The 25,215-nt window shown below is 60.8% G+C and carries 24 protein-coding genes and 3 pseudogenes; 15 read left to right on the top strand and 12 right to left on the bottom strand.

What is annotated here, in order from left to right; genetic code table 11:
* Window positions 1-113: 113 nt before the first annotated feature.
* The gene (locus GFM02_RS24025; RefSeq protein ID WP_168271379.1) at window positions 114-308 is read right to left on the bottom strand and encodes a hypothetical protein; all 195 of its coding nucleotides are present in this window, start codon (window positions 306-308) and stop codon (window positions 114-116) included.
* Window positions 308-805: a DUF721 domain-containing protein gene (locus GFM02_RS24020; protein ID WP_168271380.1), complete on the bottom strand. Its 498-nt coding sequence runs from the start codon at window positions 803-805 to the stop codon at window positions 308-310. The genes GFM02_RS24025 and GFM02_RS24020 overlap by 1 nt, the downstream gene beginning before the upstream one ends.
* A gap of 108 nt (window positions 806-913) precedes the next feature.
* Between GFM02_RS24020 and mutY the strand changes: the two genes are divergently transcribed.
* Genes mutY through GFM02_RS24005 form a run of 3 tightly spaced genes read left to right on the top strand, consistent with a single transcriptional unit; the run spans window position 914 to window position 3,005 of the window.
* Entirely contained in the window at window positions 914-2,017 is a 1,104-nt protein-coding gene (mutY, locus tag GFM02_RS24015; RefSeq protein ID WP_168323005.1) for an A/G-specific adenine glycosylase, read from the top strand.
* Window positions 2,018-2,019: 2 nt separating this feature from the next.
* The gene (locus tag GFM02_RS24010; RefSeq protein ID WP_168271382.1) at window positions 2,020-2,634 is read left to right on the top strand and encodes an HAD family hydrolase; all 615 of its coding nucleotides are present in this window, start codon (window positions 2,020-2,022) and stop codon (window positions 2,632-2,634) included.
* A gap of 5 nt (window positions 2,635-2,639) precedes the next feature.
* On the top strand, window positions 2,640-3,005 hold the full coding sequence (locus GFM02_RS24005) for a nuclear transport factor 2 family protein (protein WP_168271383.1): 366 nt from the start codon (window positions 2,640-2,642) through the stop codon (window positions 3,003-3,005).
* 158 nt (window positions 3,006-3,163) lie between these two features.
* On the opposite strand, the gene GFM02_RS24000 is transcribed toward GFM02_RS24005, so the two are convergent.
* The 4 genes from GFM02_RS24000 to GFM02_RS23990 are packed head-to-tail and all read right to left on the bottom strand — an operon-like array spanning window position 3,164 to window position 5,171.
* Complete coding sequence (locus GFM02_RS24000; protein WP_020048826.1) at window positions 3,164-4,318, bottom strand: site-specific DNA-methyltransferase; 1,155 nt, start codon at window positions 4,316-4,318, stop codon at window positions 3,164-3,166.
* Between the two features lie 51 nt (window positions 4,319-4,369).
* Window positions 4,370-4,498, bottom strand: a complete 129-nt coding sequence (locus GFM02_RS35490) for a hypothetical protein (RefSeq protein WP_281411278.1) — start codon at window positions 4,496-4,498, stop codon at window positions 4,370-4,372.
* The gene (locus GFM02_RS23995) at window positions 4,495-4,845 is read right to left on the bottom strand and encodes an antibiotic biosynthesis monooxygenase family protein (RefSeq protein ID WP_168271384.1); all 351 of its coding nucleotides are present in this window, start codon (window positions 4,843-4,845) and stop codon (window positions 4,495-4,497) included. Before GFM02_RS23995 ends, GFM02_RS35490 begins: the two co-directional genes overlap by 4 nt.
* Window positions 4,842-5,171, bottom strand: a complete 330-nt coding sequence (locus tag GFM02_RS23990; protein WP_168271385.1) for an NIPSNAP family protein — start codon at window positions 5,169-5,171, stop codon at window positions 4,842-4,844. The genes GFM02_RS23995 and GFM02_RS23990 overlap by 4 nt, the downstream gene beginning before the upstream one ends.
* A gap of 72 nt (window positions 5,172-5,243) precedes the next feature.
* Between GFM02_RS23990 and GFM02_RS23985 the strand changes: the two genes are divergently transcribed.
* The gene (locus GFM02_RS23985) at window positions 5,244-5,930 is read left to right on the top strand and encodes an ArsR/SmtB family transcription factor (protein WP_168271386.1); all 687 of its coding nucleotides are present in this window, start codon (window positions 5,244-5,246) and stop codon (window positions 5,928-5,930) included.
* Window positions 5,931-6,329: 399 nt separating this feature from the next.
* Here the strand turns inward: GFM02_RS23985 and GFM02_RS23980 are convergent, their stop codons facing one another.
* A complete protein-coding gene (locus GFM02_RS23980; protein WP_168271387.1) occupies window positions 6,330-6,587 on the bottom strand; it encodes an oxidoreductase in 258 nt (85 codons plus the stop codon).
* 286 nt (window positions 6,588-6,873) lie between these two features.
* Window positions 6,874-7,095: a hypothetical protein gene (locus GFM02_RS23975; RefSeq protein ID WP_168271388.1), complete on the bottom strand. Its 222-nt coding sequence runs from the start codon at window positions 7,093-7,095 to the stop codon at window positions 6,874-6,876.
* Between the two features lie 458 nt (window positions 7,096-7,553).
* Here GFM02_RS23975 and GFM02_RS23970 point away from each other — a divergent pair.
* The 4 genes and pseudogenes from GFM02_RS23970 to GFM02_RS23955 form a co-directional block, all read left to right on the top strand.
* Window positions 7,554-7,766: pseudogene (locus GFM02_RS23970) on the top strand (methyl-accepting chemotaxis protein); the annotation flags it as partial.
* Window positions 7,767-7,966: 200 nt separating this feature from the next.
* Window positions 7,967-8,656: an HAD family hydrolase gene (locus GFM02_RS23965; RefSeq protein WP_168271389.1), complete on the top strand. Its 690-nt coding sequence runs from the start codon at window positions 7,967-7,969 to the stop codon at window positions 8,654-8,656.
* Window positions 8,657-8,844: 188 nt separating this feature from the next.
* Window positions 8,845-9,144: a helix-turn-helix domain-containing protein gene (locus GFM02_RS23960; protein WP_246792377.1), complete on the top strand. Its 300-nt coding sequence runs from the start codon at window positions 8,845-8,847 to the stop codon at window positions 9,142-9,144.
* The gene (locus tag GFM02_RS23955) at window positions 9,141-10,382 is read left to right on the top strand and encodes a type II toxin-antitoxin system HipA family toxin (RefSeq protein WP_168323004.1); all 1,242 of its coding nucleotides are present in this window, start codon (window positions 9,141-9,143) and stop codon (window positions 10,380-10,382) included. Before GFM02_RS23960 ends, GFM02_RS23955 begins: the two co-directional genes overlap by 4 nt.
* Window positions 10,383-10,413: 31 nt before the next feature.
* Here GFM02_RS23955 and GFM02_RS23950 read toward each other — a convergent pair whose 3' ends face one another.
* On the bottom strand, window positions 10,414-11,061 hold the full coding sequence (locus GFM02_RS23950) for a hypothetical protein (protein ID WP_205930435.1): 648 nt from the start codon (window positions 11,059-11,061) through the stop codon (window positions 10,414-10,416).
* 36 nt (window positions 11,062-11,097) lie between these two features.
* Between GFM02_RS23950 and GFM02_RS23945 the strand changes: the two genes are divergently transcribed.
* The 5 genes from GFM02_RS23945 (at window position 11,098) to GFM02_RS23925 (ending at window position 17,603) form a co-directional block, all read left to right on the top strand.
* Window positions 11,098-11,247: a hypothetical protein gene (locus GFM02_RS23945; protein WP_168323003.1), complete on the top strand. Its 150-nt coding sequence runs from the start codon at window positions 11,098-11,100 to the stop codon at window positions 11,245-11,247.
* A 77-nt stretch (window positions 11,248-11,324) separates the two neighbouring features.
* Window positions 11,325-12,749: a threonine synthase gene (gene thrC / locus GFM02_RS23940; protein WP_168323002.1), complete on the top strand. Its 1,425-nt coding sequence runs from the start codon at window positions 11,325-11,327 to the stop codon at window positions 12,747-12,749.
* A 3-nt stretch (window positions 12,750-12,752) separates the two neighbouring features.
* A complete protein-coding gene (locus GFM02_RS23935) occupies window positions 12,753-14,051 on the top strand; it encodes a M16 family metallopeptidase (protein WP_017963152.1) in 1,299 nt (432 codons plus the stop codon).
* Window positions 14,052-14,079: 28 nt separating this feature from the next.
* The gene (locus GFM02_RS23930) at window positions 14,080-14,691 is read left to right on the top strand and encodes a GNAT family N-acetyltransferase (protein ID WP_020048815.1); all 612 of its coding nucleotides are present in this window, start codon (window positions 14,080-14,082) and stop codon (window positions 14,689-14,691) included.
* Complete coding sequence (locus tag GFM02_RS23925; protein WP_168323001.1) at window positions 14,691-17,603, top strand: sensor domain-containing phosphodiesterase; 2,913 nt, start codon at window positions 14,691-14,693, stop codon at window positions 17,601-17,603. Before GFM02_RS23930 ends, GFM02_RS23925 begins: the two co-directional genes overlap by 1 nt.
* A 20-nt stretch (window positions 17,604-17,623) precedes the next feature.
* On the opposite strand, the pseudogene GFM02_RS23920 reads toward GFM02_RS23925, so the two are convergent.
* Window positions 17,624-18,130, bottom strand: a pseudogene (locus GFM02_RS23920) (nucleoside kinase); the annotation flags it as partial.
* A 99-nt stretch (window positions 18,131-18,229) separates the two neighbouring features.
* Window positions 18,230-18,856: a class I SAM-dependent methyltransferase gene (locus tag GFM02_RS23915; RefSeq protein ID WP_168323000.1), complete on the bottom strand. Its 627-nt coding sequence runs from the start codon at window positions 18,854-18,856 to the stop codon at window positions 18,230-18,232.
* Window positions 18,857-19,441: 585 nt separating this feature from the next.
* Between GFM02_RS23915 and GFM02_RS35230 the strand changes: the two genes are divergently transcribed.
* Window positions 19,442-23,797 (top strand): hypothetical protein, encoded by a 4,356-nt coding sequence (locus tag GFM02_RS35230; protein ID WP_246792374.1) that lies wholly within the window; start codon window positions 19,442-19,444, stop codon window positions 23,795-23,797.
* Between the two features lie 162 nt (window positions 23,798-23,959).
* A pseudogene (locus GFM02_RS23900) lies at window positions 23,960-24,262 on the top strand (DUF2200 domain-containing protein); the annotation flags it as partial.
* A gap of 84 nt (window positions 24,263-24,346) precedes the next feature.
* On the opposite strand, the gene GFM02_RS23895 reads toward GFM02_RS23900, so the two are convergent.
* Entirely contained in the window at window positions 24,347-25,045 is a 699-nt protein-coding gene (locus GFM02_RS23895) for a TetR/AcrR family transcriptional regulator (protein ID WP_168322999.1), read from the bottom strand.
* Between the last annotated feature and the right edge of the window lie 170 nt (window positions 25,046-25,215).

The following is a 25,215-nucleotide window of genomic DNA, read 5'->3' as shown; positions in this document are numbered from 1 at the left end:
TGCATCTCCCGATTCGGCCCAATGCATGTCGTCCGGAAGTGTGCAGCGGTCCCGAGATAACGGCATGCATAAAAACAAACAGCTCTATAGGCGCCACTAGCTGGAGCCCCCGCTCATGCGGGCTTGCGTGCAAACAGCGCGCGGATCGCCTGGCGACGTTCTTCGGCCGGCTGATCCTTGGTCTCGGCGAGGAGCTTGCGCATGCGCGGGCTAAGAACCGGGCCGTCAACCGCACTGATCTTTTCGGCGCTGGCTTGACCCAGGCCGTCGGTCTTGGCGTTACCGGTCAAGTTGGGCGTTTTGCTCATCAGCGTTGATTTCCCCGCCTCCCCATCACTGCGGTCCCCAAGCGCTGAATCGCCTGGCGCAGCTTGTCGTTCTCTATCCCCTCCATCATGCCTTCGAGCTTGCGGGCGGCTTCGCCTCTCAGCGGCGGCGGGGTTCGGGAGCGGCGGATGCCTTGTGAGACCGGCTTCTGCACGATGCGGATCTGGTGGACGGCGGCAAAGCCGAAGAAGCTGTTGATGCGCTGGATGAGTTCTCCCTGGGCATGGGTGAGGAAGAGCGCACGCGCGCCTTCGCAGGCAATGGTCAGAACGCCGGGGCGGAAGCCGCCGGTCTCATCGCCGCCGCGGGCCCAGGCGATCTTTTCCGGCCGGGTGCAATCGGCGAAATCCTCGCCGGCAATTTCGCTCCACGAGCCGAGCAGAGCCGTGTTGATGCCGGCCCGCCTGGCAAGCACGGGATCGATCAGCCCGTTCGCCAGCTCGGAAATCTGCTTTGCACCTTTACGTGGATAACTCATCGAAACCCTTCAGCGACGCCGCCAATTCGCATGCCAATTCGCACAGGCGACTTGATCGCGCGGCATTGCTTCGCCAAGTATAGGCACTTCCCCTCATCGCGGCAAATCATGACGATCACCACACTCGACACGCCCTCAGCAAAGCCCCTGCTCGACTGGTATGATCGCCACCACCGCGACCTGCCCTGGCGCGTTTCGCCCGGCATGGCGGCCCGCGGCGTAAAGCCCGACCCCTATCGCGTCTGGCTGTCGGAGGTGATGCTGCAGCAGACGACGGTGCAGGCGGTCAAACCCTATTTCGAACGGTTTCTTGAGCGCTGGCCTGAGGTGACCGATCTTGCCGCGGCCGAGACCGACGCGGTGATGGCAGCCTGGGCGGGGCTTGGCTATTACGCCAGGGCCCGCAACCTGAAGAAATGCGCCGAAGCGGTGGCGAAAGAGCATGGCGGCATCTTTCCCGATACCGAAGAGGGTCTCAAATCGCTCCCCGGCATCGGCGACTATACGGCAGCCGCCGTCGCGGCCATCGCCTTCAACCGGCAGGCGGCCGTCATGGACGGCAATGTCGAGCGGGTGATCTCCAGGCTCCATGCGATCGCCACGTCGCTTCCAGCGGCAAAGCCCGCGATGAGAGAGAAAGTGGCGCTGTTGACGCCTGCCGATCGGCCCGGCGACTTCGCCCAGGCGATGATGGATCTCGGGGCGACGATCTGCACGCCGAAGCGGCCGGCCTGTTCGCTCTGTCCGTTCCGCGGTGCCTGCGCGGCGCTGAAGCTTTCCGATCCGGAGTTCTTTCCGGTCAAGGCGGCGAAGAAGGAGAAGCCGGTCAGATACGGCGCGGCCTTCATCGCGGTGACCGGTGACGGCGAGATGCTGCTCAGACGGCGCATCGACAGCGGTCTGCTCGGCGGCATGACCGAGGTGCCGACTAGCGCCTGGACGGCGCGCATCGACGGTGAGACCTCGGCTGATGCCGCGCCCTTCGAGGCGGCATGGCAGGCCTGTGGCACCGTCATCCATGTCTTCACCCATTTCGAGCTCAGGCTTTCGATCTGGCGTGCGGCGATTGCAGCCAAAGTCGCCCTGGATGACGGCCCGAATGACGGATGGTGGGAGCCGGTTACAAATCTTGAAGCCCAAGCCTTACCAACAATCATGAAAAAAGCGATCGCAGCGGCTATTCCTCTCGCGTTTAAAACATCCAAGGGATGACCATGACCACCGACATAAGACATATCGTTTTCGATATCGGCAAAGTCCTTATTCATTACGATCCGCATCTTCCTTTCAGCCGTCTCATCCCTGATGAGACCGAGCGCCACTGGTTCTTCGCCAATATCTGCACCCATGACTGGAACATCGAGCAGGACCGCGGCCGCACCTGGGCGGAGGCCGAAGCGCTGCTGATAAAACAGCACCCTGCCCGCGAGGAGCATATCCGCGCCTTCCGCAAATATTGGCATGAGATGGTGCCGCACGCCTATGACGACAGCGTCGCGATCATGGAGGGGCTGATTGCCGAAGGGCGCGACGTGACGATGCTCACCAACTTCGCCTCCGACACGTTCCGCGAGGCGCAGGCCCGTTTCCCCTTCCTGACCAAACCGCGCGGCGTCACCGTTTCCGGAGACGTCGGCCTGATCAAGCCCGATATCGCCATCTACGAGACGCATACGAAAAGCTTCGGCCTCGATCCGGCAGCGACGATCTTCATCGACGACGCGCCAGTCAATGTCGAAGGCGCCAAGGCCTTCGGCTGGAATGCAGTGCTGTTTTCAGGTGCGGAAAAGCTGCGCAGCGATCTCGCCGGCTATGGGGTGAAGGTCTGAGAACCATGACTTTCGACCCTGCAAAGCAAATCGAACGCTTTCACGCTGCCATCAACGCCCTCGATTTTCCGGCGATCGAGGCCTATTTCGCCGAGGATGCGACCTATGTCTCGAACGGCGTCGGCGATCTCACCGGCCGCGCCGAGATCATGGCTGCCTTCCGGCGTTATTTCGACGACTATCCCGACCAGACGGCGGAAAATTCTATGGTGGAAACGTTGACGCCGCTCTCCGGCCGGTCGGTCTGGTCGGTACGCGCCACCCACAGCAAGACGGGCAAGCCGCTGATCCGCGAGGGCGAGGAGACGATCACCTTCAACGCGGAAGGCCGCGTCACACGGGTCGAGGTCACCGATTACCAGGAGTTCTGATCAGAAGTTCTGACTGGAGCAATTCCAGCAAAAGTTTTGCGTCCGGAATTGCGCAAAAACAAAAAGAGGACGCCCGGGTTTGACCCCGGGCGCCTTGGTCTTCTTCCGCAACTGGAGGGAAATCGGAAGAAGGTATCTCGATCTCGCGAAGGTGGTGCTCACTCCGCCTTTGCCAGATCACTGCGGATGACGGACCTGAGATCGTCGATCGGGCGCAGGGACTGCCCGTCTTCGAAATGCCAGAAGGTCCATCCGTTGCATGCATCGAGACCCTGCACCTTGGCGCCGAGACGATGAATGGAGCCGGCCTCGCCGCCGGATGCCACCGTGCCGTCGGCGCGGACAATCGCGCTATAGCGGCGCTTGGCGTCGGTTAGCACCTGGCCGGGCTTGATCAGGCCGCTTTCAACCAGCACGTTGAAGGCGACACGGACTTCGGCCTTCTTGCCGGTCATGACGGTCAGTTCCGCCTTGCCGAGCGGCTCGACGGCGGCGATGCGGGCCGAGGCCGCATCGATATAATCCTGTTCGCGCTCGATGCCGACGAAGTGACGGCCGAGACGCTTGGCGACGGCGCCCGTCGTTCCCGAGCCGAAGAAGGGATCGAGCACGATATCGCCGGGCTTGGTCGAGGCCATGATGACACGGGCAAGCAGCGCTTCCGGCTTCTGCGTCGGATGCGCCTTCTTGCCGTCCTCGCCCTTCAGCCGCTCGCTGCCGTTGCAGATGGGGAAGAGCCAGTCGGAGCGCATCTGCACGTCGTCATTGGCGGCCTTCAGCGCATCGTAATTGAAGGTATAGCCCTTGGCCTTGGCGCTGGGGCTTGCCCAGATCATCGTCTCATGGGCGTTCTGGAAACGGCGGCCCTTGAAATTCGGCATCGGGTTGGTCTTGCGCCAGATGATGTCGTTGAGGATCCAGAAATTCAGATCCTGCAGCGTGGCGCCGACGCGGAAGATATTGTGGTAGGAGCCGATCACCCAGATCGAGCCTGATGGTTTCAGCACCCGGCGGCAAGCCAGCAGCCAGGCGCGGGTAAAAGCGTCATAGGCCTCGAAGGAGGCGAACTGGTCCCATTCGTCGTCGACCGCATCGACCAGCGACTGGTCGGGACGATGCAGCGTTCCGCCGAGCTGGAGATTATACGGCGGGTCGGCAAAGATGATGTCGACGGAGTGGCTGGGCAAAGCTTCAAGGGCGCTAACGCAATCGCCCTTGATGATCGTGTCGACCCAAGACCCGGCCCTGGAATCCTGCCGGGAATCCGACTTGACGGAAGCCTTGAGGTCGGCAAGCGGAAAAACTGATGCCATTTAAATACTCACTCACGCTCTACGCTTAACTGTCCGTTATGGTTACGCAACTTAGTTACCAAAGCCTGAAGCGCTGGCCGATTTCGGGAATTTATTCGGGCGGCCGATGAGTGAGCGGCAGACTTTGCCGACGCCGGCCGGCTGCCGAGCGGCGGCAAGAATGCCGTCGTCGGCGATCACGCCGCATCGTGAACCTTGCGGCTGTCGGCCGGTGCTTCGTCGCGTTCGAACATGCCGTAATCGCGGACGACACTGGCGATCCGCAGGCGATAATCGGCGAAGATACCGCCGCGTCCGGCCTGCTGTGCTGCCCGGTGAGCCTCGAGATTGCGCCATTGCTTGACGGCCTCTTCGTCGCGGAAAAAGGAGAGCGACAGCAGCTTGCCGCGCGTCGTCAGGCTCTCGAAACGCTCGATCGAGATGAAGCCGTCGATCTTTTCGAGCTCGGCGCGCAACTCGCCGGCGAGATCCAGATATTTGTGGCGTTCGCCCATATAGGGCACGACTTCGAAGATGACGGCGATCATGGCAGCACCAGCTTGGCGTGAGGAGCGGAGACATTTTTGAGGAAGATGCGATCCTCCTTGAGGATGAAGCCTTCGCGTCTGGCAAATTCGTAATTCTCACAGCCGAGTGGGTCGGCAGCCAGCCTGGCGCGATAGGCTTCGTAGGCGGCGAGGCTTTCGATATTGTAGACGCCGTAAGCCGTCGTTGCCGATCCCTCGTGCGGGCCGTAATAGCCGATCAGGTCGGCGCCGTTTTGCGGAATTGCCTGGCCCCAGTTGCGGCCATATTCGGCAAACGCCTCTTTCTTGAAGGGGTCGATCTGATAGCGGATGAAGCAGGTGATCATATCGTTTCTCCTGTGGCTCTTCACCCGTTTTCGCACATTGCCCGACGGCGATGCTTCGGTTACGATCGAACTATGAAGGAAGGCCCTGACATTGCGCAGATCGGCGCGCTCATCGGCGATCCGGCGCGCGCCAACATGCTGGCGGCGCTGACCGGCGGTCGGGCGCTGACCGCGACCGAGCTTGCCGGCGTCGGCGGCATCACCTTGCAGACGGCGAGCACGCATCTCGCCAAGCTCGAAGCCGGCGGACTGCTAACCCAGCGCAAGCAGGGGCGCCACCGCTATTTCACCCTGGCCGACGAGGCCGTCGCCCGGCTGATCGAAAGCATGATGGGCTTTGCCGCCGGACGCGGCCATCTGCGCCACCAGCCGGGACCGAAGGAGCCGGCGCTGCGCAAGGCGCGCATCTGCTACGATCATCTTGCCGGCGATTACGGCGTGCGCATGCTCGACAGCCTGATTGCATCAGGCGCGATCGACGCGGTCGGAGACGGCCTGGCGCTGACGGAAAAGGGCGAAAGCGATCTCAAATGCATCGGCATCGATGTTAGCGACCTCAGATCCTCGCGCCGGCCGCTCTGCCGCTCCTGCCTCGACTGGAGCGAAAGACGCGCCCACCTCGCCGGCAGCCTCGGCAAGGCTCTGCTGTCAAGCTTCCTCGACAAAGGCTGGGCGCGGCGCACGGCCGAAAGCCGCTCGATCATTTTCTCCCCGGAAGGCGACCGGCAGTTCCTGATGCTTTTTCCGGTCGATGCGTAGGTCGGGACGGATCTAAAAAATGTTGGAGCGCGATCCCGGCTCTAGCTCTTCACCACCCATCCGGCTCCCATTGCGCCAACGCCCCAGAACGCCAGCACCCAAGAGAGCCTCACCCTGAGGTGCCCGCAGGGCCTCGAAGGGCGAGGCGGGTGCACCGGCGTTGATAGAGGCAAGGAGCAGCGTCTCGGCGTGTCCTTTGAGGCTTCGCCCTGCGGGCTGCGCACCTCAGGATGAGGTCTGGTGGAGCGTGCCGCCCGCAGATGAGCAGCATCCTGCCGCATAACAGCTCGCCAGCCATACTTTCACAAATTACGAATAACGGAAGCGTGGCGTCAGCCCCGGGCAGCTTGCCTGAGGTGGTGCAGCCAGGGATCCGGTCATCATCGGATGATGCATCTTCTATTGGCAGGCGTTGGCGGAATCCGGCTTGTTTGTCGTCGTGCCTGAGGGTGCCGAATTGCCGGGCTGGCCTGCCTGCTGGCGCTGGCAATCATCCGGATCGCCGCCGGAGTTGTTGGCGCCGTTCATTCCTCCTGCGCCTCCTCCATCTGTCGAATTCGCGCCCGAATTGCCGGATCCCGTGCCGCCGGATTGTGCGATGGCGGCCGTTGTCAGGCCAAGTGAAAGCGCTGTTACTGCGAGCAGTCTCAGAAGCATTGGAATCTCCTTTTTGCTTCACCGGGGATGGTGGGCGAACCGGGATTCCTTCGATTTGTTCCGATGAAAATGCGCGGGATCTTGCCGTCTTATAACGTTCTCAAGCGCGCCGCTCAACCTTCCCCAGCCCTCACGCACCTGCCCTCTTTTCATCTTCCTGCCGCACATGCGCCCGCAGTGCCGCCAGCGCCGCGTGATTGCTCTCGGCTTCACCGAGGATGCTTTCATCCTCCTTGATTTCGCGCAGCTGCGCACCCGTCGCCGGCTCTCGTGGATTACCCGGCGCTTAGCAGCCCTTCTTCCTCATCTTCTTTTCGAGCTTGGCTCTCTTTTCGGGCCCATCCCCGACATGTTTTCCGCCGGTCAGACCATGATCCATCATCGCCTGCATCTGGGCGCAGGTTCGCTTGTGGTGGTGTTTGCCGCCCTTAGCGATAACGTCGGTGGATGTGGAGGCAATCAGCAGCGCTACGGCTGCCGCCGGTCGGACGAAAGCGGAAATCCTCATTGTCCCTCTCCTCTTGCCTTGCATGCTACGCCCGAGCCGGTGAGCCCGCAATGAGGATGGTGTCGCGCCAGCCAGGAAATGCCGGGGTTCCCGAACACCCGGGCGGGCGGGAACGCGCTCCCGTCACGCTCGATCGTCAACCATGGCGGCGTGGATCGGACGAAGGTCCCGGGGCCATCCGACTGAGGGCCTAAGACAGGTACAGTGGTGAGAGCCAAGTTTGTCAGACAGCTATCCATCCATTCCGGATGCGACGGCACGTTAGAAACAAACGGAGGAATACACCATGATGAAGGCAACACATCTGGCCTTGGCGGCCGCCCTTCTGGCCGGCACGGCTGTTCCCGGCTTCGCCCAATCGTCTAGCACCGTCGGCACCGGCGGTTCGTCGGCCGGCGGCGGAACTGCGAGCAGCACCATCGGTACTGGTGGCAGCTCTGCCCGGGGCACCTGCCCTGTCGACCGGCCTTGCCGAAGTCAACACCGCCGTCAACTCAATGGACCAGGTGACCCAGCAGAACGCGGCAATGGTGGAGCAATCCACCGCGGCATCCGGCCAGCTTGCCGAGGAAGCTGCCAAGCTGCGCGAGCTCGTTTCCCGTTTCAGGCTTCGGGCGACAGCTTCGACGCCATCTGCAGCTGGACGCCGGAGTGGGCAGCTGGCGGCCTGACGGCTTCTATCGGCTCGCCATTGTTCATTCCCAAGTCAACCCGACACGACCGATCCGGCAGCGATGCCGGAGCCGGTCGCTTGCCGCATCGCAGCCATGCTTGAGATCAGGTTGAGCTTTGGCCGGGCATCGTGTAAAGCCGCAGCATTCCCGGACAAGACCCAGACTTCCAGCCCAGACTTTCAGCAAGGCGTGAACATATGGACGGCTTCGACCTCATCATCTTCGACTGCGACGGCGTTCTCGTCGATTCGGAAATCATCGCGGCGGAAGTCGAATCCGCGCTTCTGACAGAGGCCGGATATCCGATCGACGCCGAGGAAATGGGCGAGCGCTTCGCCGGCATGACGTGGCGCAACATCCTGCTGCAGATCGAGCGCGAGGCAAGCATCCCGTTTTCGGCCTCCCTGCTCGACAAGTCGGAGCATATGCTCGACCTCAGGCTGGCGCAGGACGTCCAGGCCATCCCGGGCGTCGAATTCGCCGTCTCCAGGCTGCCGATCAAGCGCTGCATCTGCTCGAATTCGAGCACCAAGCGGCTCGACATGATGCTCACCAAGGTGGGCCTGAAGCCGCTGTTTGCGCCGACCATTTTCTCCGCCAAGGATCTTGGCCCCGACCGCGCCAAGCCGAAGCCCGACATCTTCCTGCACGGCGCAAGCCAGATGGGCGTTTCGCCTGACAAGGTCGTTGTGGTCGAGGATTCCGTGCACGGCGTGCATGCGGCCCGCGCCGCCGGCATGCGCGTCATCGGTTTTACCGGCGCCTCGCACAGCTATCCCGCCCATGCCGACAAACTGACGGATGCCGGCGCCGAAACGGCGATCTCCCGCATGAACGACCTGCCAGGCGTCGTCGCCGCATTGGCGGCCTGGGACAACGTTTTCTGAGGCGCCTCAGGCCCGCGATCCGCGGGCTATGCAGAGAGCATTCTGGTTTCTCCGAGTCACAGACTTCGAGCTGCTACGCCAACGGCAGGTATCGATCGGATTCCGTGCGATCGATTTCGCGCGATTGAGGTTGAAGATAATTGCTATTATATTGGCAATTATGTTCGATATCTGATATAAGTGCTATTATGTTCACATTTAATATGACCTCTCCCGCTGAGGTGATCGGCGGCCTGTCGGAACGGATGAAGCGTCGACGTATTGATGTCGGCCTCACGCAGAGGGAGTTGGCCGCAAGAGCTGGCGTTTCCTACGGATCGCTAAGACTGTTCGAGGAGGCGGGAAAGATTTCGCTCGAAGCTCTTGTGAAGATTGCCTTTGTTCTGGAAGCCGAAGCTGAGTTCGAGCACTTGTTTCCGCCGCGTCCGCCCAAGACAATTGACGATGTCATTGGCCGTCCTGTCAGACAGAGGGTGCGCAAGAGATGAAATTCAAGCCGATCCGAAAAATGAGCGTTGTTCTCGATATCGAGGGGAGCGAGAGAAATTTGGGAACGCTTGCCTGGAGCCGTGACGAACGCCGGGCCTATTTTGAATATTCTGCGGAATTCCTCGCTGCCCCTTTGCCGGTGTCCCCCTTCAATTTAAAAGAATATCCGGGCCTGATCGCGGCGCCGCGGGATCCGTTCGACGGACTCCACGGTTTGTTTAACGACAGCCTACCCGACGGATGGGGCCGCCTCCTGCTTGATCGCCGTCTTCAAAAGGCTGGGATCGACTATCACCTGCTCACCCCGCTGGATCGCCTTTCCGCGGTTGGAAAGACGGGAATGGGTGGGCTTTCATATATCCCCGAGCTGGCTGACGACGAAAGGAAACCGGCCGACGACATCGATTGGGATTGGTTCGTCGAGCAGGTCGACCTCGTCCAAGCCGAGATGGATATTGCCGACATCGACACTCTGCAAGGCGCGCAGGGCGGTTCTGCGGGGGCACGTCCAAAAATCATGATTGGATTTAACGAGGTCCAAAAGACATTCGCTCTGGACTACGGCCAGGACATGGAGCCCGGTTTTGATCGATGGATGGTAAAGGCGCGTGGCGTTGGCGACCCCGTCGATATCGGGGTCGAGGAGCAGGCCTATGCTTTGATGGCACGCGCCGCAGGGCTGGAGATGGCAGAGACGCGGATATTCGACACCAGGAAAGGGAGCCGTCTTTTCGCCACCAAGCGATTTGATCGGACACCGGCTGGCCGGCTGCACATGCACACTGCCAGCGGCATCTTGAACGCCAGCCATCGACAGGCGTCGCTGAACTACGGACAGCTCCACAAGCTGACACTCATGATGACACGTGACAGTTCCGAAGTTCTACGGATGTTTCGGCGCATGGTGTTCAACGTGTACGCCAGGAATCGAGACGACCACGCCAAGAACCACGCCTTCCTCATGAACGCTGACGGGCGATGGATACTCTCTCCTGCTTACGACCTGACCTTCTCTTCGGGACCAGGAGGAGAACACAGCGTGGATATTGCAGGCGAAGGAAGAAACCCCGATATAAAGCACCTGCTGACAGTCTCCAGGCAAGCATCTATCTCTGATCAAGACGCGAGAGATGTCATCGATCAGGTTCGCACCGCTATCGAAGGCTGGCAACAATTCGCAGAAAAAGCTGGCCTATCCAAATCCCGTACAACCGAGCTTGACCGGATTCTGAACTAGAAGGCCTGCTTCGTACGTTTCCTGGAATAACTCAGCTGCTCTTCTTCGTCTTCGCCGGCTGGGTGTCGAAGCCGATATTGACGCGCACCAGGGAGCCGGAGCCGACCGGCATCGTGATGCCGTCCTTGCGGAAGATGACCTGGGTGCCCGGCGCGCCCGGCGGGATCTCGGTCGGGAATTTGGTGACTTCGGAATAGAGCACGGTCTCGCCATCGACGACGGAGATGCGGATCGGCAGCGTCACCGGGCCTGGCGTGCCGGCCGGGCCGGTGATCAGGCGCAGCTGGGCAACAACCGTCATCGTCAGGTTCGTGTCGTTCAGCGTGCACTGGCGGGTGTAGTCGCCGACCGAGGCCTGGAAGACGATCTGCTGCGGATCGTCCTTCTTGCCCTTGGCATAGGTGCGGAAGATCGCATCCTGGTCACGCATGAAGATCTGCGGGCAGGCGCCCTGGACGACGGGAGCGACCGTGCCCTGCGCCGTCGTGGCCGTGCCGATCGAAGGATTGTTCGAGGACGGGTTGGCCGGCGCCAGCGGCATGATCTGGGCGGTACCGCTCGGCTGGGTGGCCGGCGCAGCCGGCTTGCTGTCGCCGCCGATACCGAGCGAGTTGCAGCCAGCGAGCAGGGCAAGAATAGATGCGGAGACGATGAGACGCGAGACCTTGCCGAGCACCATATTCCATCCCTTGTATAAGCGCTTCTTGGAGGCCCCATGTCTTTTCCGTGGGGCCTTTCACGACGGTTTGCGATGGTCTATATCAGCGGCGCAAACAAAAATCGATTGGGTAAGCGCCGTTTTGATGCACTTTTCGACGCCGGATGCGGGCAAGTTCAACAAGATAACGGCAATGGTATGGCCTGAAGGCACCCGCTTGCCGATTTGCGGCAGACCGCACCAGGGCCGCGCCCGGCCGGATTCCCTCCAGCGATAGATCAAGGATGATGAACGTGGACTATATCTCGACCCGCGGCGAGGCCCCTTCCCTCGGCTTTTGCGACGCCCTTTTGACCGGGCTGGCGCGCGACGGCGGGCTCTATGTTCCGCGCAAATGGCCGAGCTTTTCGAAGAAGGAGATCCGTGCGCTCCGCGGCAAGACCTATCAGGAGATCGCCTTCACCATCCTGTCGCCCTTCACCAATGGCGAGATCCCCGACGACACCTTCCGGGCGATGATCGACGAGGCCTATGGCACCTTCCGCCACCCGGCTATTGCACCGCTCGTCCAGACCGGGCCGAACAGCTTCGTCATGGAACTCTTCCACGGCACGACGCTCGCCTTCAAGGACGTGGCAATGCAGCTGCTCGCCCGGCTGATGGACTATGCGTTGGAAAAGCGCGGCGAGCGGGCGACGATCGTCGGCGCCACCTCGGGCGACACCGGCGGAGCTGCGATCGACGCTTTTGCGGGCCGTGAGCGCACCGACATCTTCATCCTCTTCCCGCACGGCAAGGTCTCGCCGGTACAGCAGCGGCAGATGACGACCTCGTCGTCAGCCAATGTGCATGCGCTTGCCGTCGAGGGCAATTTCGACGATTGCCAGAACCTCGTGAAGGCGATGTTCAACGACGTGGCCTTCCGCGACAAGGTCCGACTTTCCGGCGTCAACTCGATCAACTGGGCGCGCATCATGGCCCAGATCGTCTATTATTTCACGGCGGCCGTGGCGCTTGGCGGGCCGGACCGGAAGATCTCGTTCACGGTGCCCACCGGCAATTTCGGCGATATCTTCGCCGGCTACTGCGCCAAGCGCATGGGCCTGCCGATCGACCGGCTGGTGATCGCCACCAACGAGAACGACATCCTGGCGCGGGCGCTGAAAACCGGCCGCTACGACATGAAGGCGGTCAAGGCGACGAGCTCGCCGTCGATGGACATCCAGATCTCGTCGAACTTCGAACGGCTGCTGTTCGAAGCCTATGACCGCGACGCATCGAAGGTGCGCGCGGCGATGGAAAGCCTCAAGCAATCCAACGGCTTCGAGATCGGCGCGCAAGCGCTGAAGGCGATCCGCCGCGACTTCCGCTCCGGGCGCGCCAGTGAGAAGCAGGTCGCCGAGACGATCCGCAAGACCCATGCCGAGACCGGCTATCTGCTGGATCCGCATTCGGCGATCGGCGTCTTCGTCGCTGCCAAGAAAGAAAAGCCGAATACGCCGATGGTGACGCTTTCGACCGCGCATCCGGCGAAATTCCCGGTCGCCGTAAAATCCGCCTGCGGTATTGACCCGGCGCTTCCGACGTGGCTTGCTGATCTGATGCAAAGGGAGGAGCGTTTCCAGATCATCAAACCGGAGCTGAAAGCCGTTGAGACTTTTATCGGCAAGCACGCCCGCGGCGAGACGACAGCAGGCGCAGAAAGATAGCCAATGACAGTTGAGTGCACCCGGCTGAAATCCGGGCTGACAGTAGTCACCGAGACCATGCCGCATCTTGAAAGCGTTGCGCTCGGAGTCTGGATCAAATCGGGATCGCGTAACGAGACGGATAACGAGCACGGCATCGCTCACCTGCTCGAACACATGGCCTTCAAGGGCACGGCGCGCCGCACGGCCCGCCAGATTGCCGAAGAAATCGAGGATGTCGGCGGCGAAGTCAATGCCGCGACCTCGACCGAGACGACCTCCTATTACGCCCGCGTGCTCAAGGACTACGTGCCGCTCGCCGTCGACATCCTCGCCGACATCCTGACGGAATCGGCCTTCGAGGAAGAGGAGCTGGAGCGCGAAAAGCAGGTGATCCTGCAGGAGATCAACGCCGCCAACGACACGCCCGACGACGTGGTGTTCGACCGGTTCTCCGAGGCTGCCTATCGCGACCAGACGCTCGGCCGGGCGATCCTCGGCACACCGGAGACCGTCGTCTCCTTCACGCCGCAGCAGATCCGTGGCTATCTCGGCCGCAACTACACGACCGACCGCATGTTCGTGGTGGCCACCGGCGCCGTCGAGCATGAAGAATTCCTGCGCATGGTCGAGGATCGTTTCGCCAGCCTGCCGACGACCCCTTCCGCGCCGCCCGTCATGGAACCGGCGCGTTATATCGGCGGCAGCGTGCGCGAACCGCGCGACCTGATGGACGCGCAGATCCTGCTCGGCTTCGAAGGCAAGCCCTACCACGCCCGCGATTTCTACTGCTCGCAGATCCTCGCCAATATCCTTGGCGGCGGCATGTCGTCCAGGCTCTTCCAGGAGGTGCGCGAGTTCCGCGGCCTCTGTTATTCGGTCTATGCCTTCCACTGGGGCTTTTCCGACACCGGCATCTTCGGCATTCATGCCGCAACCGGCGGCGAAAACCTGCCGGAACTGGTGCCCGTTATCATCGACGAGCTGCACAAGTCGGCCGATGCGATCCACCAGAAGGAAATCGAGCGCGCCCGCGCCCAGATCCGCGCGCAGCTATTGATGGGTGCGGAAAGCCCGGCTGCCCGCGCCGGCCAGATCGCCAGGCAGATGATGCTTTACGGCCGGCCGATTTCCAATCCGGAGATGATGGAGCGGCTGGAAGGCATCACCATCGAGCGGCTGACCGACCTCGCCGGCCGGCTGTTCTATGATACGGTGCCGACGCTTTCGGCGATCGGTCCGTTGGAACAGCTCGCGCCGATGGAAGACATCACTGCCTCGCTTTCGGTCCCGGCGTCGAAGACGCTGCAGGCAAGCCGCTGAGCCGACGTCGTCCGGCCGGGAGTGATCGATGCCAAAATCGGTTTTTCGGTTCCTGCAGCGGCAGCCGGAAGCGGTGCAACTGGAGAACGACAGATATCTCCTGCGCCTGCCGCGCTACCAGGATTTCAACCAGTGGCACCGGCTACGTGCCGACAGCCGCAAATTTCTGGAACCCTGGGAGCCGACCTGGCGGCGCGATGAGCTGACGGAGGGCGCCTACCGCGCCCGCGTCGTCCGCGGCAAGCAGGAATATGCCTCGGGCCAGGCGGTGCCGCTGTTCATTTTCCTGAAAGACGACATGACGCTCGTCGGCGGCGTCACCATCGGCTACATCAGACGGGGTGCGGCACAAAGCTGCATGATCGGCTACTGGATGGGCGAACGTCATGCCGGCCAGGGGCATATGTTCGCCGCCCTTCAAATGGTTATTCCTTACATCTTCACCGGGCTTGAGTTGCACCGTATCGAAGCAGCCTGTATTCCAGATAACGCGCGCAGCATTCGTCTGCTTGAAAAAGCCGGGTTTCAACAGGAAGGCTATCTGCGCGGATATTTGAAGATCAACGGTCAGTGGCATGACCATGTGATGTTTTCACGTCTCGCCACCGATACGGATAAAGGCAGGAAAACCGACAGCTGATGACAAGAGACCGCATGCTGCCCAAGTCACCGTCCGGACGAGTGATCGCGGTGATCGCAGCCCTTTTCCTGGCAGCCTTCGCCTTCGTGGCGGATGTTGCCCAGGCGGCCGAACCGGTAAAAATTTCCCGTGACGATACCGCGCTCGATCTGACGGCAACGACCGAGATCTACGCCAGCCAGGGCGAAGCCTTCCAGGTTTCGACGGCGGCCGGCGCCGACGGCATCCGCCGCCGCATCGAAGTCAGGGCAAGCTCGGAGAACCATCAGGGCGACTGGGCAGTGTTTGCGCTTGCCAATGTTTCGGAAGAACAGCTCGAGCGCGTCATCGTCGCCCCGCATTTCCGTCTGGTCAATTCCAAGCTGTTCTGGCCGGATCTCGGCTCGCAGCGCATCAGCGCGATTACGCCGAGCGAAGGCTTCGCGCTCGATCGGCAGCCGAGCGACGAGGCCGACGTCTTCCGCATCACGCTGAACCCCGGCGCCGTCATCACCTTCGTTGCCGAACTGTCGACGCCGGAACTGCCGCAGATCTATCTCTGGGAACCGAACGCCTACAAGGACACGATCAACGCCTTCACGCTCTATCGCGGCATCGTGCTTGGCATTGCCGGCCTGCTCGCCGTGTTCCTGACCATCCTCTTCGTCGTCAAGGGCACCTCGATGCTGCCGGCGACGGCAGCGCTCGCCTGGGCGGTGCTCGGCTATATCTGCGTCGATTTCGGTTTTCTCGGCAAGCTGATCAGCGTCGCCTCGGCCGACCAGCGAATATGGCGCGCCTGCGCCGAGGTGGCGCTGGCCTCGAGTTTCGTCATCTTCCTCTTCACCTATCTCAACCTCAACCGCTGGCATGCGCATCTCGGCTACGCCACGCTTGCCTGGGTGCTCGGCCTTGCCCTGCTCTTCGGCGTCGCGATCTACGACCCGTCGATCGCCGCCGGCATCGCCCGACTTTCCTTCGCATTGACGGCCGCGACGGGGCTGCTCTTGATCATCTATCTCGGCTTCAACCGCTACGACCGCGCCATTCTGCTGGTGCCGGCCTGGGCGCTGACGCTCGTCTGGCTGTTCGGCGCGTGGCTGACGGTCACCGGACGGCTCGACAACGACATCATCCAGCCGGCACTCGGTGGCGGCCTCGTGCTGATCGTGCTGTTGATCGGCTTCACCGTCATGCAGCATGCTTTTGCCGGCGGCGCCTACCAGCAAGGGCTGTTTTCCGATCTCGAGCGGCAATCGCTGGCGCTGACCGGCTCCGGCGACATGGTGTGGGATTGGGACGTGGCGCGCGACCGCGTCGTCACCATTCCCGACGTCTCGATCAAGCTTGGCCTGTCGCCGGGCGCCATGCATGGGGCGGCGCGCAACTGGCTGCCGCGGCTGCATCCAGACGACCGCGACCGCTTCCGCGCCACGCTCGACGTGCTGCTCGAACACCGCCGCGGGCGGCTGAACCACGAGTTCCGCATCCGCGCCGAGGACGGGCATTTCCACTGGCTGTTGATCCGGGCCCGGCCGGTGCTCGGCTCGAACGGCGAGATCATCCGCTGCGTCGGCACGATCGTCGACGTGACCGAGCAGAAGAATTCCGTCGAGCGGCTGCTGCACGATGCGCTGCACGACAATCTGACCGGCCTGCCGAACCGGCAGGTCTTCCTCGACCGGCTGCAGTCGGTGCTGGCACTGGCGCCGGGCGGCGATACGCTGCGCCCGACGGTGATGGTGATCGATATCGACCGCTACAAGCTGGTCAATGATTCGCTGGGCGTTGCCGCCGGCGACAACATTCTCATCGCGCTGACGCGGCGCCTGCGCCGGCTTCTAAAACCGCAGGACACGCTGGCGCGGCTTGCCGGCGACCAGTTCGGCCTCATCCTGGTTTCCGAGCACAATCCGGCCAAGGTCGCCGATTTTGCCGATGCGATCAGCAAGGCGATCATGGTGCCGATCAACTTCGCCAATCGCGAGATCATCCTGACGGCCTCGGTCGGGCTTGCCTCCTGGGTGGACCGGCAGGAGAGCGCCACCGGCCTGCTCAGCGATGCCGAGCTTGCTATGTACCGGGCAAAACGGGCCGGCGGCAACCGCGTCGAGCCGTTCCAGCCGGCCTTCCGCGACTTCGGCACCGACCGGCTGCAGCTGGAAACGGATCTCCGCCGCGCCATCGAGCGCAAGGAATTGTCGATGGTCTACCAGCCGATCGCAAGGCTGGAGGATGTCGAGGTCGCCGGCTTCGAGGCGCTGATGCGCTGGGAACATCCCAAACGCGGCAATATCCCGCCATCCGAGTTCATTCCGATCGCCGAGGCCTCGGATCTTATCGGCCCGCTCGGCATGTTCGCACTGGAACAGGCGACCAACGATCTGATGAGCTGGCAGCACCAGACCGGCGAATTGCCGATCTTCGTCTCGATCAACCTGTCGAGCGTGCAGCTGCTCAACAACGAGCTCTACGACGACGTGCGTTCGGTTCTCGCCAAGACGCATTGCCAGCCCTCGCGCCTCAAGCTCGAACTGACGGAATCCATGGTGATGGAAAATCCGGAACAGGCTCGCCTCGTGCTGCAGAAGCTGAAGGAAGCCGGCATCGGCCTGGCGCTCGACGATTTCGGCACCGGATATTCGTCGCTCGCCTATCTCACCCGCTTCCCCTTCGACACGATCAAGCTCGACAAGGCCCTGGTGCGCGACAGCAGCGACAAGAAGGCGACCGTGCTCCGGTCGGTGATCGCAATGGCGCGCGAGCTCGACATGAAGGTGGTGGCCGAGGGGATCGAGTCCAACGAGGACGCCATCGAACTCGCCAAGATGGGCTGCAACTACGGCCAGAGCTACCTTTTCGGCCCACCGATCCCTTCGGAATCGGTGCTGCGGCTGCTTCGCGACCGGTTTCCATTGACGAAACGGGCTTGAGCGGAGCCGCCGATCTCATCGGTGAGTTGAGCGAGGATATCGTCGACGACACTTGGGACGGTACCCGTCGTGTCGATATTGATGCCGATGGGAAGATATTCCCGGGTATGATGATAGCGGAGCACCAGCGCCCGCTCGGCCGGCTCGAAGCCCGGCTCATTTGGCCGCCCATCCAACCGTCGGTTCAAGGTCTCAACGTCTATGTCGAGCACGAAAACCTTATCGAAAAGGTCCAGGAATTTGTGGAAATTGCGCGAGCCGCCACAGAAGAAAGTGACAGGATGGGTGGTGTCGGCAGCAATAGCGCGGACCTTGTCGACACGCCAGATCCAGTGGGCGTATCCCCAAACGATGCGGTCGGCGCCTTCGGGTGGTCCTGCGAGTGCCTGGCCCGTCTCGGGATCGCCGACATAGGCCAAGACCCGGTCACCATGGACGACATGGTAGCCCCGCCGCTCCAGTTCGGTAGCGACAGACGTTTTCCCAGTCCCGGAACCGCCTTCGATCAGATAGTTCTTGATTCCCATAGGCGCCGCTTATCATGGACTTCGATCTGGTGAGAAGACGCTCTACCTGGGAACGCTTCGCCAAAGAAATGACGGCCCCTCCCGCAAGTTCTATGTGCGTCACGCCCGACTCGCCCGAACGCTCAGCCACCGATCATGGGGCTTTCCGACGCACCGACGTACCTCGCTGACGATCCAGCCGGCGTCTGTGAGGGCGGACCGCAGGGCAGCCTCGCGCCAGTACGTCTCGACGTAGCGCCGGGGCGCTGCAGCACTGCCGTGTGTGGACACATCCTCTCCTTCGCCCTCTCTCACCGAGGCGTGCAATCGGCCACCGGGCCGGGTCGCCTCGGCAAGCCGTCCAAGCACCGTGCCGAAATCCTCGCGCGCGACATGAATCAGGCAGGCACAGGCCCAGATCCCGTCATACGGCGTGCCGGGACGCTGCGGGTCGGCCAAGTCATCGGTCAGCGGGTCCAACAGGTCGGCTTCGAAGCCACTTTCGCGAAGCAGTTCGACGAAACCCTTTGCAATGTCGGTGCGCCGGACGCTCATTCCCCGCTTCTCAAGCTCAAGTGCATCTCGCCCGCCACCGCTTCCGATCTCCAGCACCCTGCCCGAGCCGCCCAGCTCGGTCACGAACGCATCGATCTCTGTCGCGACCCATTCGGGCATCGCCGCGGCCTCGGCAGCGTACTCCGCCGCGACCCTATCATAGGACCGCACGGTATTCAGGTCGGTGCTCATCCTAGCGCTCCTCCTTCAAGACAAGAGGCCTGATGAGCGAGAGGCCCATCAGCCCGTTGCGCCCTTCACACTTCCGCAGTTGGTGACATCGCGGGCGATTTGCTTCCGAGCTTTAGCAGAAATGCGGTCAGAGACACCACCGACCGAGCGAATGCTGCCGGGCGGCGATGCGCCCACATTTCGGTTGTAAGCGGTGCCCTGCTTTTCCTGAAAGCGGACGCGGATCGCGCAAGCTCTGCGTTCTCTTTGCGACAACTAGGGCTGTCGCGCTAAGCCCTATACCACCGGCAAAAGGCAAATGTGGAGGACAACGCTGCATTGGACTTTCGTCAAGTCGATTAAACTGTTGCGATCCTACCAGCCTAACCGCAAAGGTTGCGTGCCGCGCACCGACTAGACCGTTGAGGGCTCGGCATAAGACGAGACAGTAACTTCCAATGCTTGGTGCGTGGGGCTGGCAAAAGCTAGTCCATGATGGGGATCGCTGAATGAACACTGTAAAAGTCGGATGCTCGTAAATATGGCCATTTTCAACCGGTGACCGCTATTCTAGGTTTAAAAAGGCGGCGGGTTGAGGGGGCTACCTTGGTTGAGTACGAATACGTCAAACTTGATCGACGCCTTGCGGAGATCAGCACTGTGCATCCGAGTGAGCTTAGCAGCGCCATGACTATGGCAAACCTAAAATCGCGGGATGAAGGGTGTTCCTGGGCCAAGCTTACAGAGCTGGATTGTGCTATCGTGCTCGGCTCCGCAGGTGCAGGAAAAACGCGGGAGCTTCTAGAGCTTGCAAAGCAGCTTCGCGCGTCTGGGACCCCTGCTTTCGTGCTTCGAATCGAGGCACTTCTTCGACTGCCGCCGGAACAGTCCTTTTCCCATTCTGATGAAGGCGCCGCCTCAGCCCACGCGAAGTGGAAGAGTCGGGGAGGCCCCGCAGTCGCCTTGCTGGATGCATTGGACGAGGCCCGTTTGCCGGACGCGCGCAACACCAGCGCACTTGCTGACGCATTGACCAAGCTCTCGGCTTCCGTAGGCAAGGCCGGCAAGGAACTGAAGGTCATCATCACATCAAGAGCCAGCGAATGGCAGGGCGACAGCGACCTCCAAGCCATCAAAGCTGTGATCAGAGGCCTCAGACCGCCCACCGCCGAAGACCGTCCGATTGAGGTCAAGACCTTCCGCCTCCTGCCTCTTCGAGCCGACGATGTTAAGGCCATCGCTGCCAGCAGGAACATCGATGCTGCAGAGTTTGTCGGGGCAATCGATAAAGCGAAGGCGGCCAATCTGGTCTCCCAACCGCTCGACGCGCAGCTCCTGATCGATCTTTGGCAGGAAGCCATCGACAATGGCCGTGAGCCGACGAGCATCTTCCGTTCAAGATTGCGGGTCTATGACGACATCGTGGGATTTCGTCTGCGCACAGAGAGCGGCCAAGAGCGCCGATCAAACCTTGATCCCCTTCTCGGGCGACGCGCATGTGAGAAGCTTGCTGCCGTTTCACTTCTGACCGACATCCAGGACTTCACCATAGATCCGTCGACACCGCACGCGATCAATGCACTATCCGCGCTGTCCACGGACACCGAACGCTGGTCCGTGGTCGAAGTGCGCCAACTCCTCTCCTACGGCATCTTTCAGCCTTCTGTTTCCGGCCGCGTGCGCTTTGCCCATAATGAGTTGCGTGATTATCTTGCAGCATGTCACTTCCGCGACGCGATCAGTCGAGATGCAGGTTCACTCGATGTCGTGAAACCGCTTTTGGCCCAGGGATTTGGTAACATCGAAATTCCTCAATCCACCGAGCACGTCTTTGGATGGCTTGCCGCGCTCGATCGGATCGCTCGAAATCGGGTGACGGAGCTTCGCCCTTCCCTGTTGATCGAAACGGGTGATCCAACCGCGTTGACGGTGGAGGAGAAGTCGCAGGCTATCCGGTCACATGTCGCCGCATATGAAGATCGAACTTACCGGGGAGAGTGGTTTTCAAACCAGGATGTCCGTGATTTTGTCACGCCGGACCTGGCCACAGCAATACGAGAGCAGCTTGCGATCGCGGCCTCCCCCGAGGTTCGCGAGTTGCTGATCGAGATGATCCGGTTTGGCGGGATGTCGACGTTGGTTCCCGAGCTGGGGACGATCGCTTGCGATCAGGGCGAAAAACTTCGGGTGAGAGCGGAAGCATGCTTTGCCCTGTCTGACCTCAACGACACGACTTTCGCGCAGGCCGTGATGGATGCAGCTCTCCTGGCTGATGCACCCGAGCATGAGGATACGCAAAGCGCCCCTTCATGGAATCTGTTTGTCGCGAGTGCCTTATCTTATACAATGCCGGCGGGCGTACCCATCTTGGACGGGATCGCGCTGACTGATCGCTTGCGCCGTGAAGCCAGAAATTACGCCTCCGCGACGTCTCACTACTTGGAAGAGTTTGTCGAGCGGCTAACCGTTCCGGAGATTGGCAACTGGCTGCAGATATTTCTCCGGTTCGCCAAAGGCCAGCGCGACCTGAACCGCGACATGATGCCGGCACGCATCCCTCGCTTTATGGCTCTTGGACAAGCAATATGTCATTGCATCAATACTCTCCTCGGAAAGGACCCCGCCGGGATCCCGCGATCCCTACTTCTGGAAGCGCTGGAATTTGCCTTTTCAATCGCCAAAAACCCGGACTACTCCCCGCGGGAGACCGGGCTTCCAGCACTGGCGCGCACATTGAGAGCCCTCCCGGATCTCAAACATGATCTGATTACCATGCGGATGGCGCTTTTCTCGCAAAATGAGAAGAACGAATACTGGATTGCCCATCAGGCAATAGATCCGCTCAAATTGGGTAGAAGCGGTGATGGCTACGAGATCTTCACGGCCGAAGATATTCGAAGGCTTGCTGATCTCATGGCGAATCGCCCGACTAGCAGGGAAAGGGAGCTGGCATTTACGTGCGCGCGCCAACTGGCGGATCAAATTCGGTCGCAATCCGAGCGCGACGAGGCACGATTGATCTTGAGACGATATGCCCGCCGGTACGGGGGACGCGATCTCAAACGAGCGTATGGGAGACTAGCTCCGCTTTGGCGGTTCGCGAGCCGATTCCGGCACAGTCACCAATATACGATACGCCGATGGGCACGTTCACATATCGAGACATTCTCTAGCGGCTTTTGGAGGGTCTACAACACGTTCGTTTTCCTGCGGCGGTGGCGACGGCTGTCGAGTGGTCTGGAGAAGGGTATGCTTATATGGGCCGTTCATAGAAGCTCCAACGACCTCGGGACAAGCGTTGTAGACGGCATGAGGGCTCGCCACGGAGAGTGGATCGCCAAACTTTTCGCTGCGGGCTTCAAGCGCTACTGGAGGGACAATGATATTTCCTATGCCGATCGCGATACCTACCAGGCATGGGTCGGACTAACAGGTCTCGCACTCGAAGCTCCAGAAGCGCTGGCGCAACTTCCTGATCATCTTGTTGAACGGGCTTTCCGGTACGGCTTTGCTAACTTGAACAGTTTTCCGGACTGGTTACTTCCGCTTGCCCTTCTGAAGCGCCAGCTTTTCACGGGTGTCGCGACCGGTATTCTTGAAGAGGACATAGGGAGTGGCGGCGATAAGGAGTCCACGTCGGATGGCTTCAGCAGGATCGCTTATTCCAGCAGTGATATCCGTGAACTGATTGCCCCGCCGCTGTTTCAACTCTTGCTTACCTCTGGCTTGCCAGAAAATAGGCGCGATCTTGAAATTGCCGTGAACCTCGTCGCGCGCTCTTCTGCAGTCAGCCCAACGGTCCTGACACCCTTCTTGCAGCAAAACTTTACCGCTGCCGTGTCGAGCTTCAGGATGTCGGACGCATGGATATGGCTCGACGCGCTCTTTTGCGTGGAGCCCGCCTCTGCTTGGGCTGGGTGGACGACGGCATTCGGTTACTATTGGAGCCCTTCAAGCAAAGCGCTTTTCTTGAGATTTATAGGACGGGAATCGCCTTCGTATTCCAGAGCGGAGGAGCGCGATGCAGAGCGCGACAATCTAGCCACCGATGCCGCGGTGTTGCGCGCTCTGGCAAAAGCAACTTACCTTGTATGGCCGCCGGCCAATGATCCCGTCCACGAAGATGCCTATTCACCGGATATTGCGGACAAAGCAACGTCAAAGCGCTCATATTTCTTAAATGCTCTGACCGCCCTTGGATCTGAGCAAGCGCTGGCATCCCTCGACGCACTCGCAGTTGACCCCGATTTGAGACGGCATCGCGACACGTTCCTGTACCAAAGGGACAAGCTGGTCAGAACATCTGTTCGGCGTGACCTGCTCCCGGCCAGCGAGGCCATCGCTTTCCTGAATTCATTCTCCAAGACACCGACTTCGATCGAGGAATTCCGAGCGCTGGTAAAGCGCCACCTAGTGGCGCTCCTAGAGAAGCTGCATCATTTCGACGACGACGAAGGCTTCCTCTTCAGAAGCGGACGAGGCAAGGAAGACGATATTCGGAACTGGCTATCGGGTAGGATGCGCGAAATTGGAGCGCAGCATTACGAGGTCATCCGTGAGCAGGAAGTCGCGGTCGAGAACCGGCCAGATCTGAGAATTCACTCACGAAATGCGGAGCTCGGGCTAATCTCTGTAGAAATCAAAATGGCCGAAGAGCCTCATTGGACTGGTGACATCCTGATCGACAAGATACAGACTCAACTCGCAGACCAATACATGTTCGAAAATGGTTCCCACACTGGCTTTTATCTCCTGGCCAATGGAGCCAATCCACGGGTCAAGGTCATCCATCGAAAGACAGGGGCAGTTCTGCGGAAAGCCTTTGCGAAAAGGATAGCAGGCAAGGCAGTCAATTTTCTGGGCCTGATCGAACAGGCCAACTCGAAGGCCCTTGCGGTCACCGCTACGCTGTCCGGTAACAAGGTTGTCGAGGTAATCTCAGTCGATCTATCGGAGAGATGACGGGGCCAGGGCCGCCGTCGATCTACCCCGAAACGACCTGTACCCGTGCCACCAGTGTATGGCCCCCTGCGCGGCTTCGAGGAGGCGCATGAGCGCCGGGTTTGCCGGATCACGCAGGAACAAACGGTAATCGGGCGATCGGGGGAGGAAGCTTAATCTGGCCACTATGTCGCCAAGGCAGAGAAGAAGGGACGCACGAAGACGGAGGTCGATGACATCATCTGTTGGCTGACGGGGCATAACCAGCAGAGCCTGGACGACCAATTGGCTGCGAAGACCAACTTCGAGGATTTCTTTGCGCAAGCGCCTCAGATGAATCCCTCCCGATCGTTGATTACAGGCGTGATTTGCGGTGTCCGCGTGGAAGACATCCAGGAAACGACGATGCGGGAAATCCGCTATCTGGACAAATTGATCGACGAACTCGCGAAAGGGAAAGCGATGGAAAAAATCCTGCGGAAATAGCCGGGAGCCGTGTCGCGGCAGCGCGCGCCCACCCGCGGCAGGCGCGCAGAATCCGGCACCCTCTCGTCCAGGAATGACGAATGTTCACTGTCTCGGAGCGAGGCCATCGAGCAGGAAGTCGAGGCCCTTCCTGAAGGCGCCGTCCCAATCATTATCCAGCAGCAGACGAGAGCGTTCGATCGTCGGATAGTGTTGGCTGAGACCCGTCAGGCGCTGCTGCGCGGCCGCCCTGTCGTCATCCGAGAGATCGAAGTTCGCCCGGGTGATGGTCGCGCCGATCACATAGTTCCAGAGCGACCAGATGGCGACGTTCAAATCCGCATCACGGACACCGGCTCCGGACAAGGTCTTGCTCAGCAGTTCCAGGCGAATGAGGATGTTCGGGCCGAGCGCCCGGCGCGGCAGCAGCGAGGCCGACCAGGGATGGCGCAGCATGCTGGCGCGCCAGTCTTCGAGCATATGTACGATTTCCCCGCGCCAGTCTCGAGACTCGACGATATCAGGCGGGCCGCGATATTCGAGCACCGAATCCAGCGCCAGATCGAAGACCTTTTCCTTGTTGTCGACGTGCCAATAGAGGCTCATCGCGCCCGCGCCGAGACGATCGGCCAGCCGGCGCATCTTCAGTCCGTCGACGCCCTCGGCGTCCAGCAGATCCACCGCAGTCGCCACGATCCGTTCCAGCGAGAGAGGCGGTTCACTGCGCGGCTCCTGCCCGGACTGAGGTGACGCACCTCTCCGTCCAGACCCTTTACTCTCAGCACCGCTGCGTTTGGCTGCCATTCGTCTTCCTTACCGATCCAGACGTCGATCTAAGCCGACAATACTGGGAATGTCGATGCTGACCGATTGACTCGTACGACGTACGATGCAATTTAATCGTACGTCGTACGAGTCGTATCGTGTGGCGATAAGATTCCATCCTGCAGGCCGCGAGGATCGGTCGCTCGCAG

This window comes from Rhizobium leguminosarum bv. viciae, assembly GCF_012276115.1.
GTDB classification, from domain to species: domain Bacteria; phylum Pseudomonadota; class Alphaproteobacteria; order Rhizobiales; family Rhizobiaceae; genus Rhizobium; species Rhizobium leguminosarum_T.
This window is presented reverse-complemented; position numbering and strand designations above follow the sequence as displayed.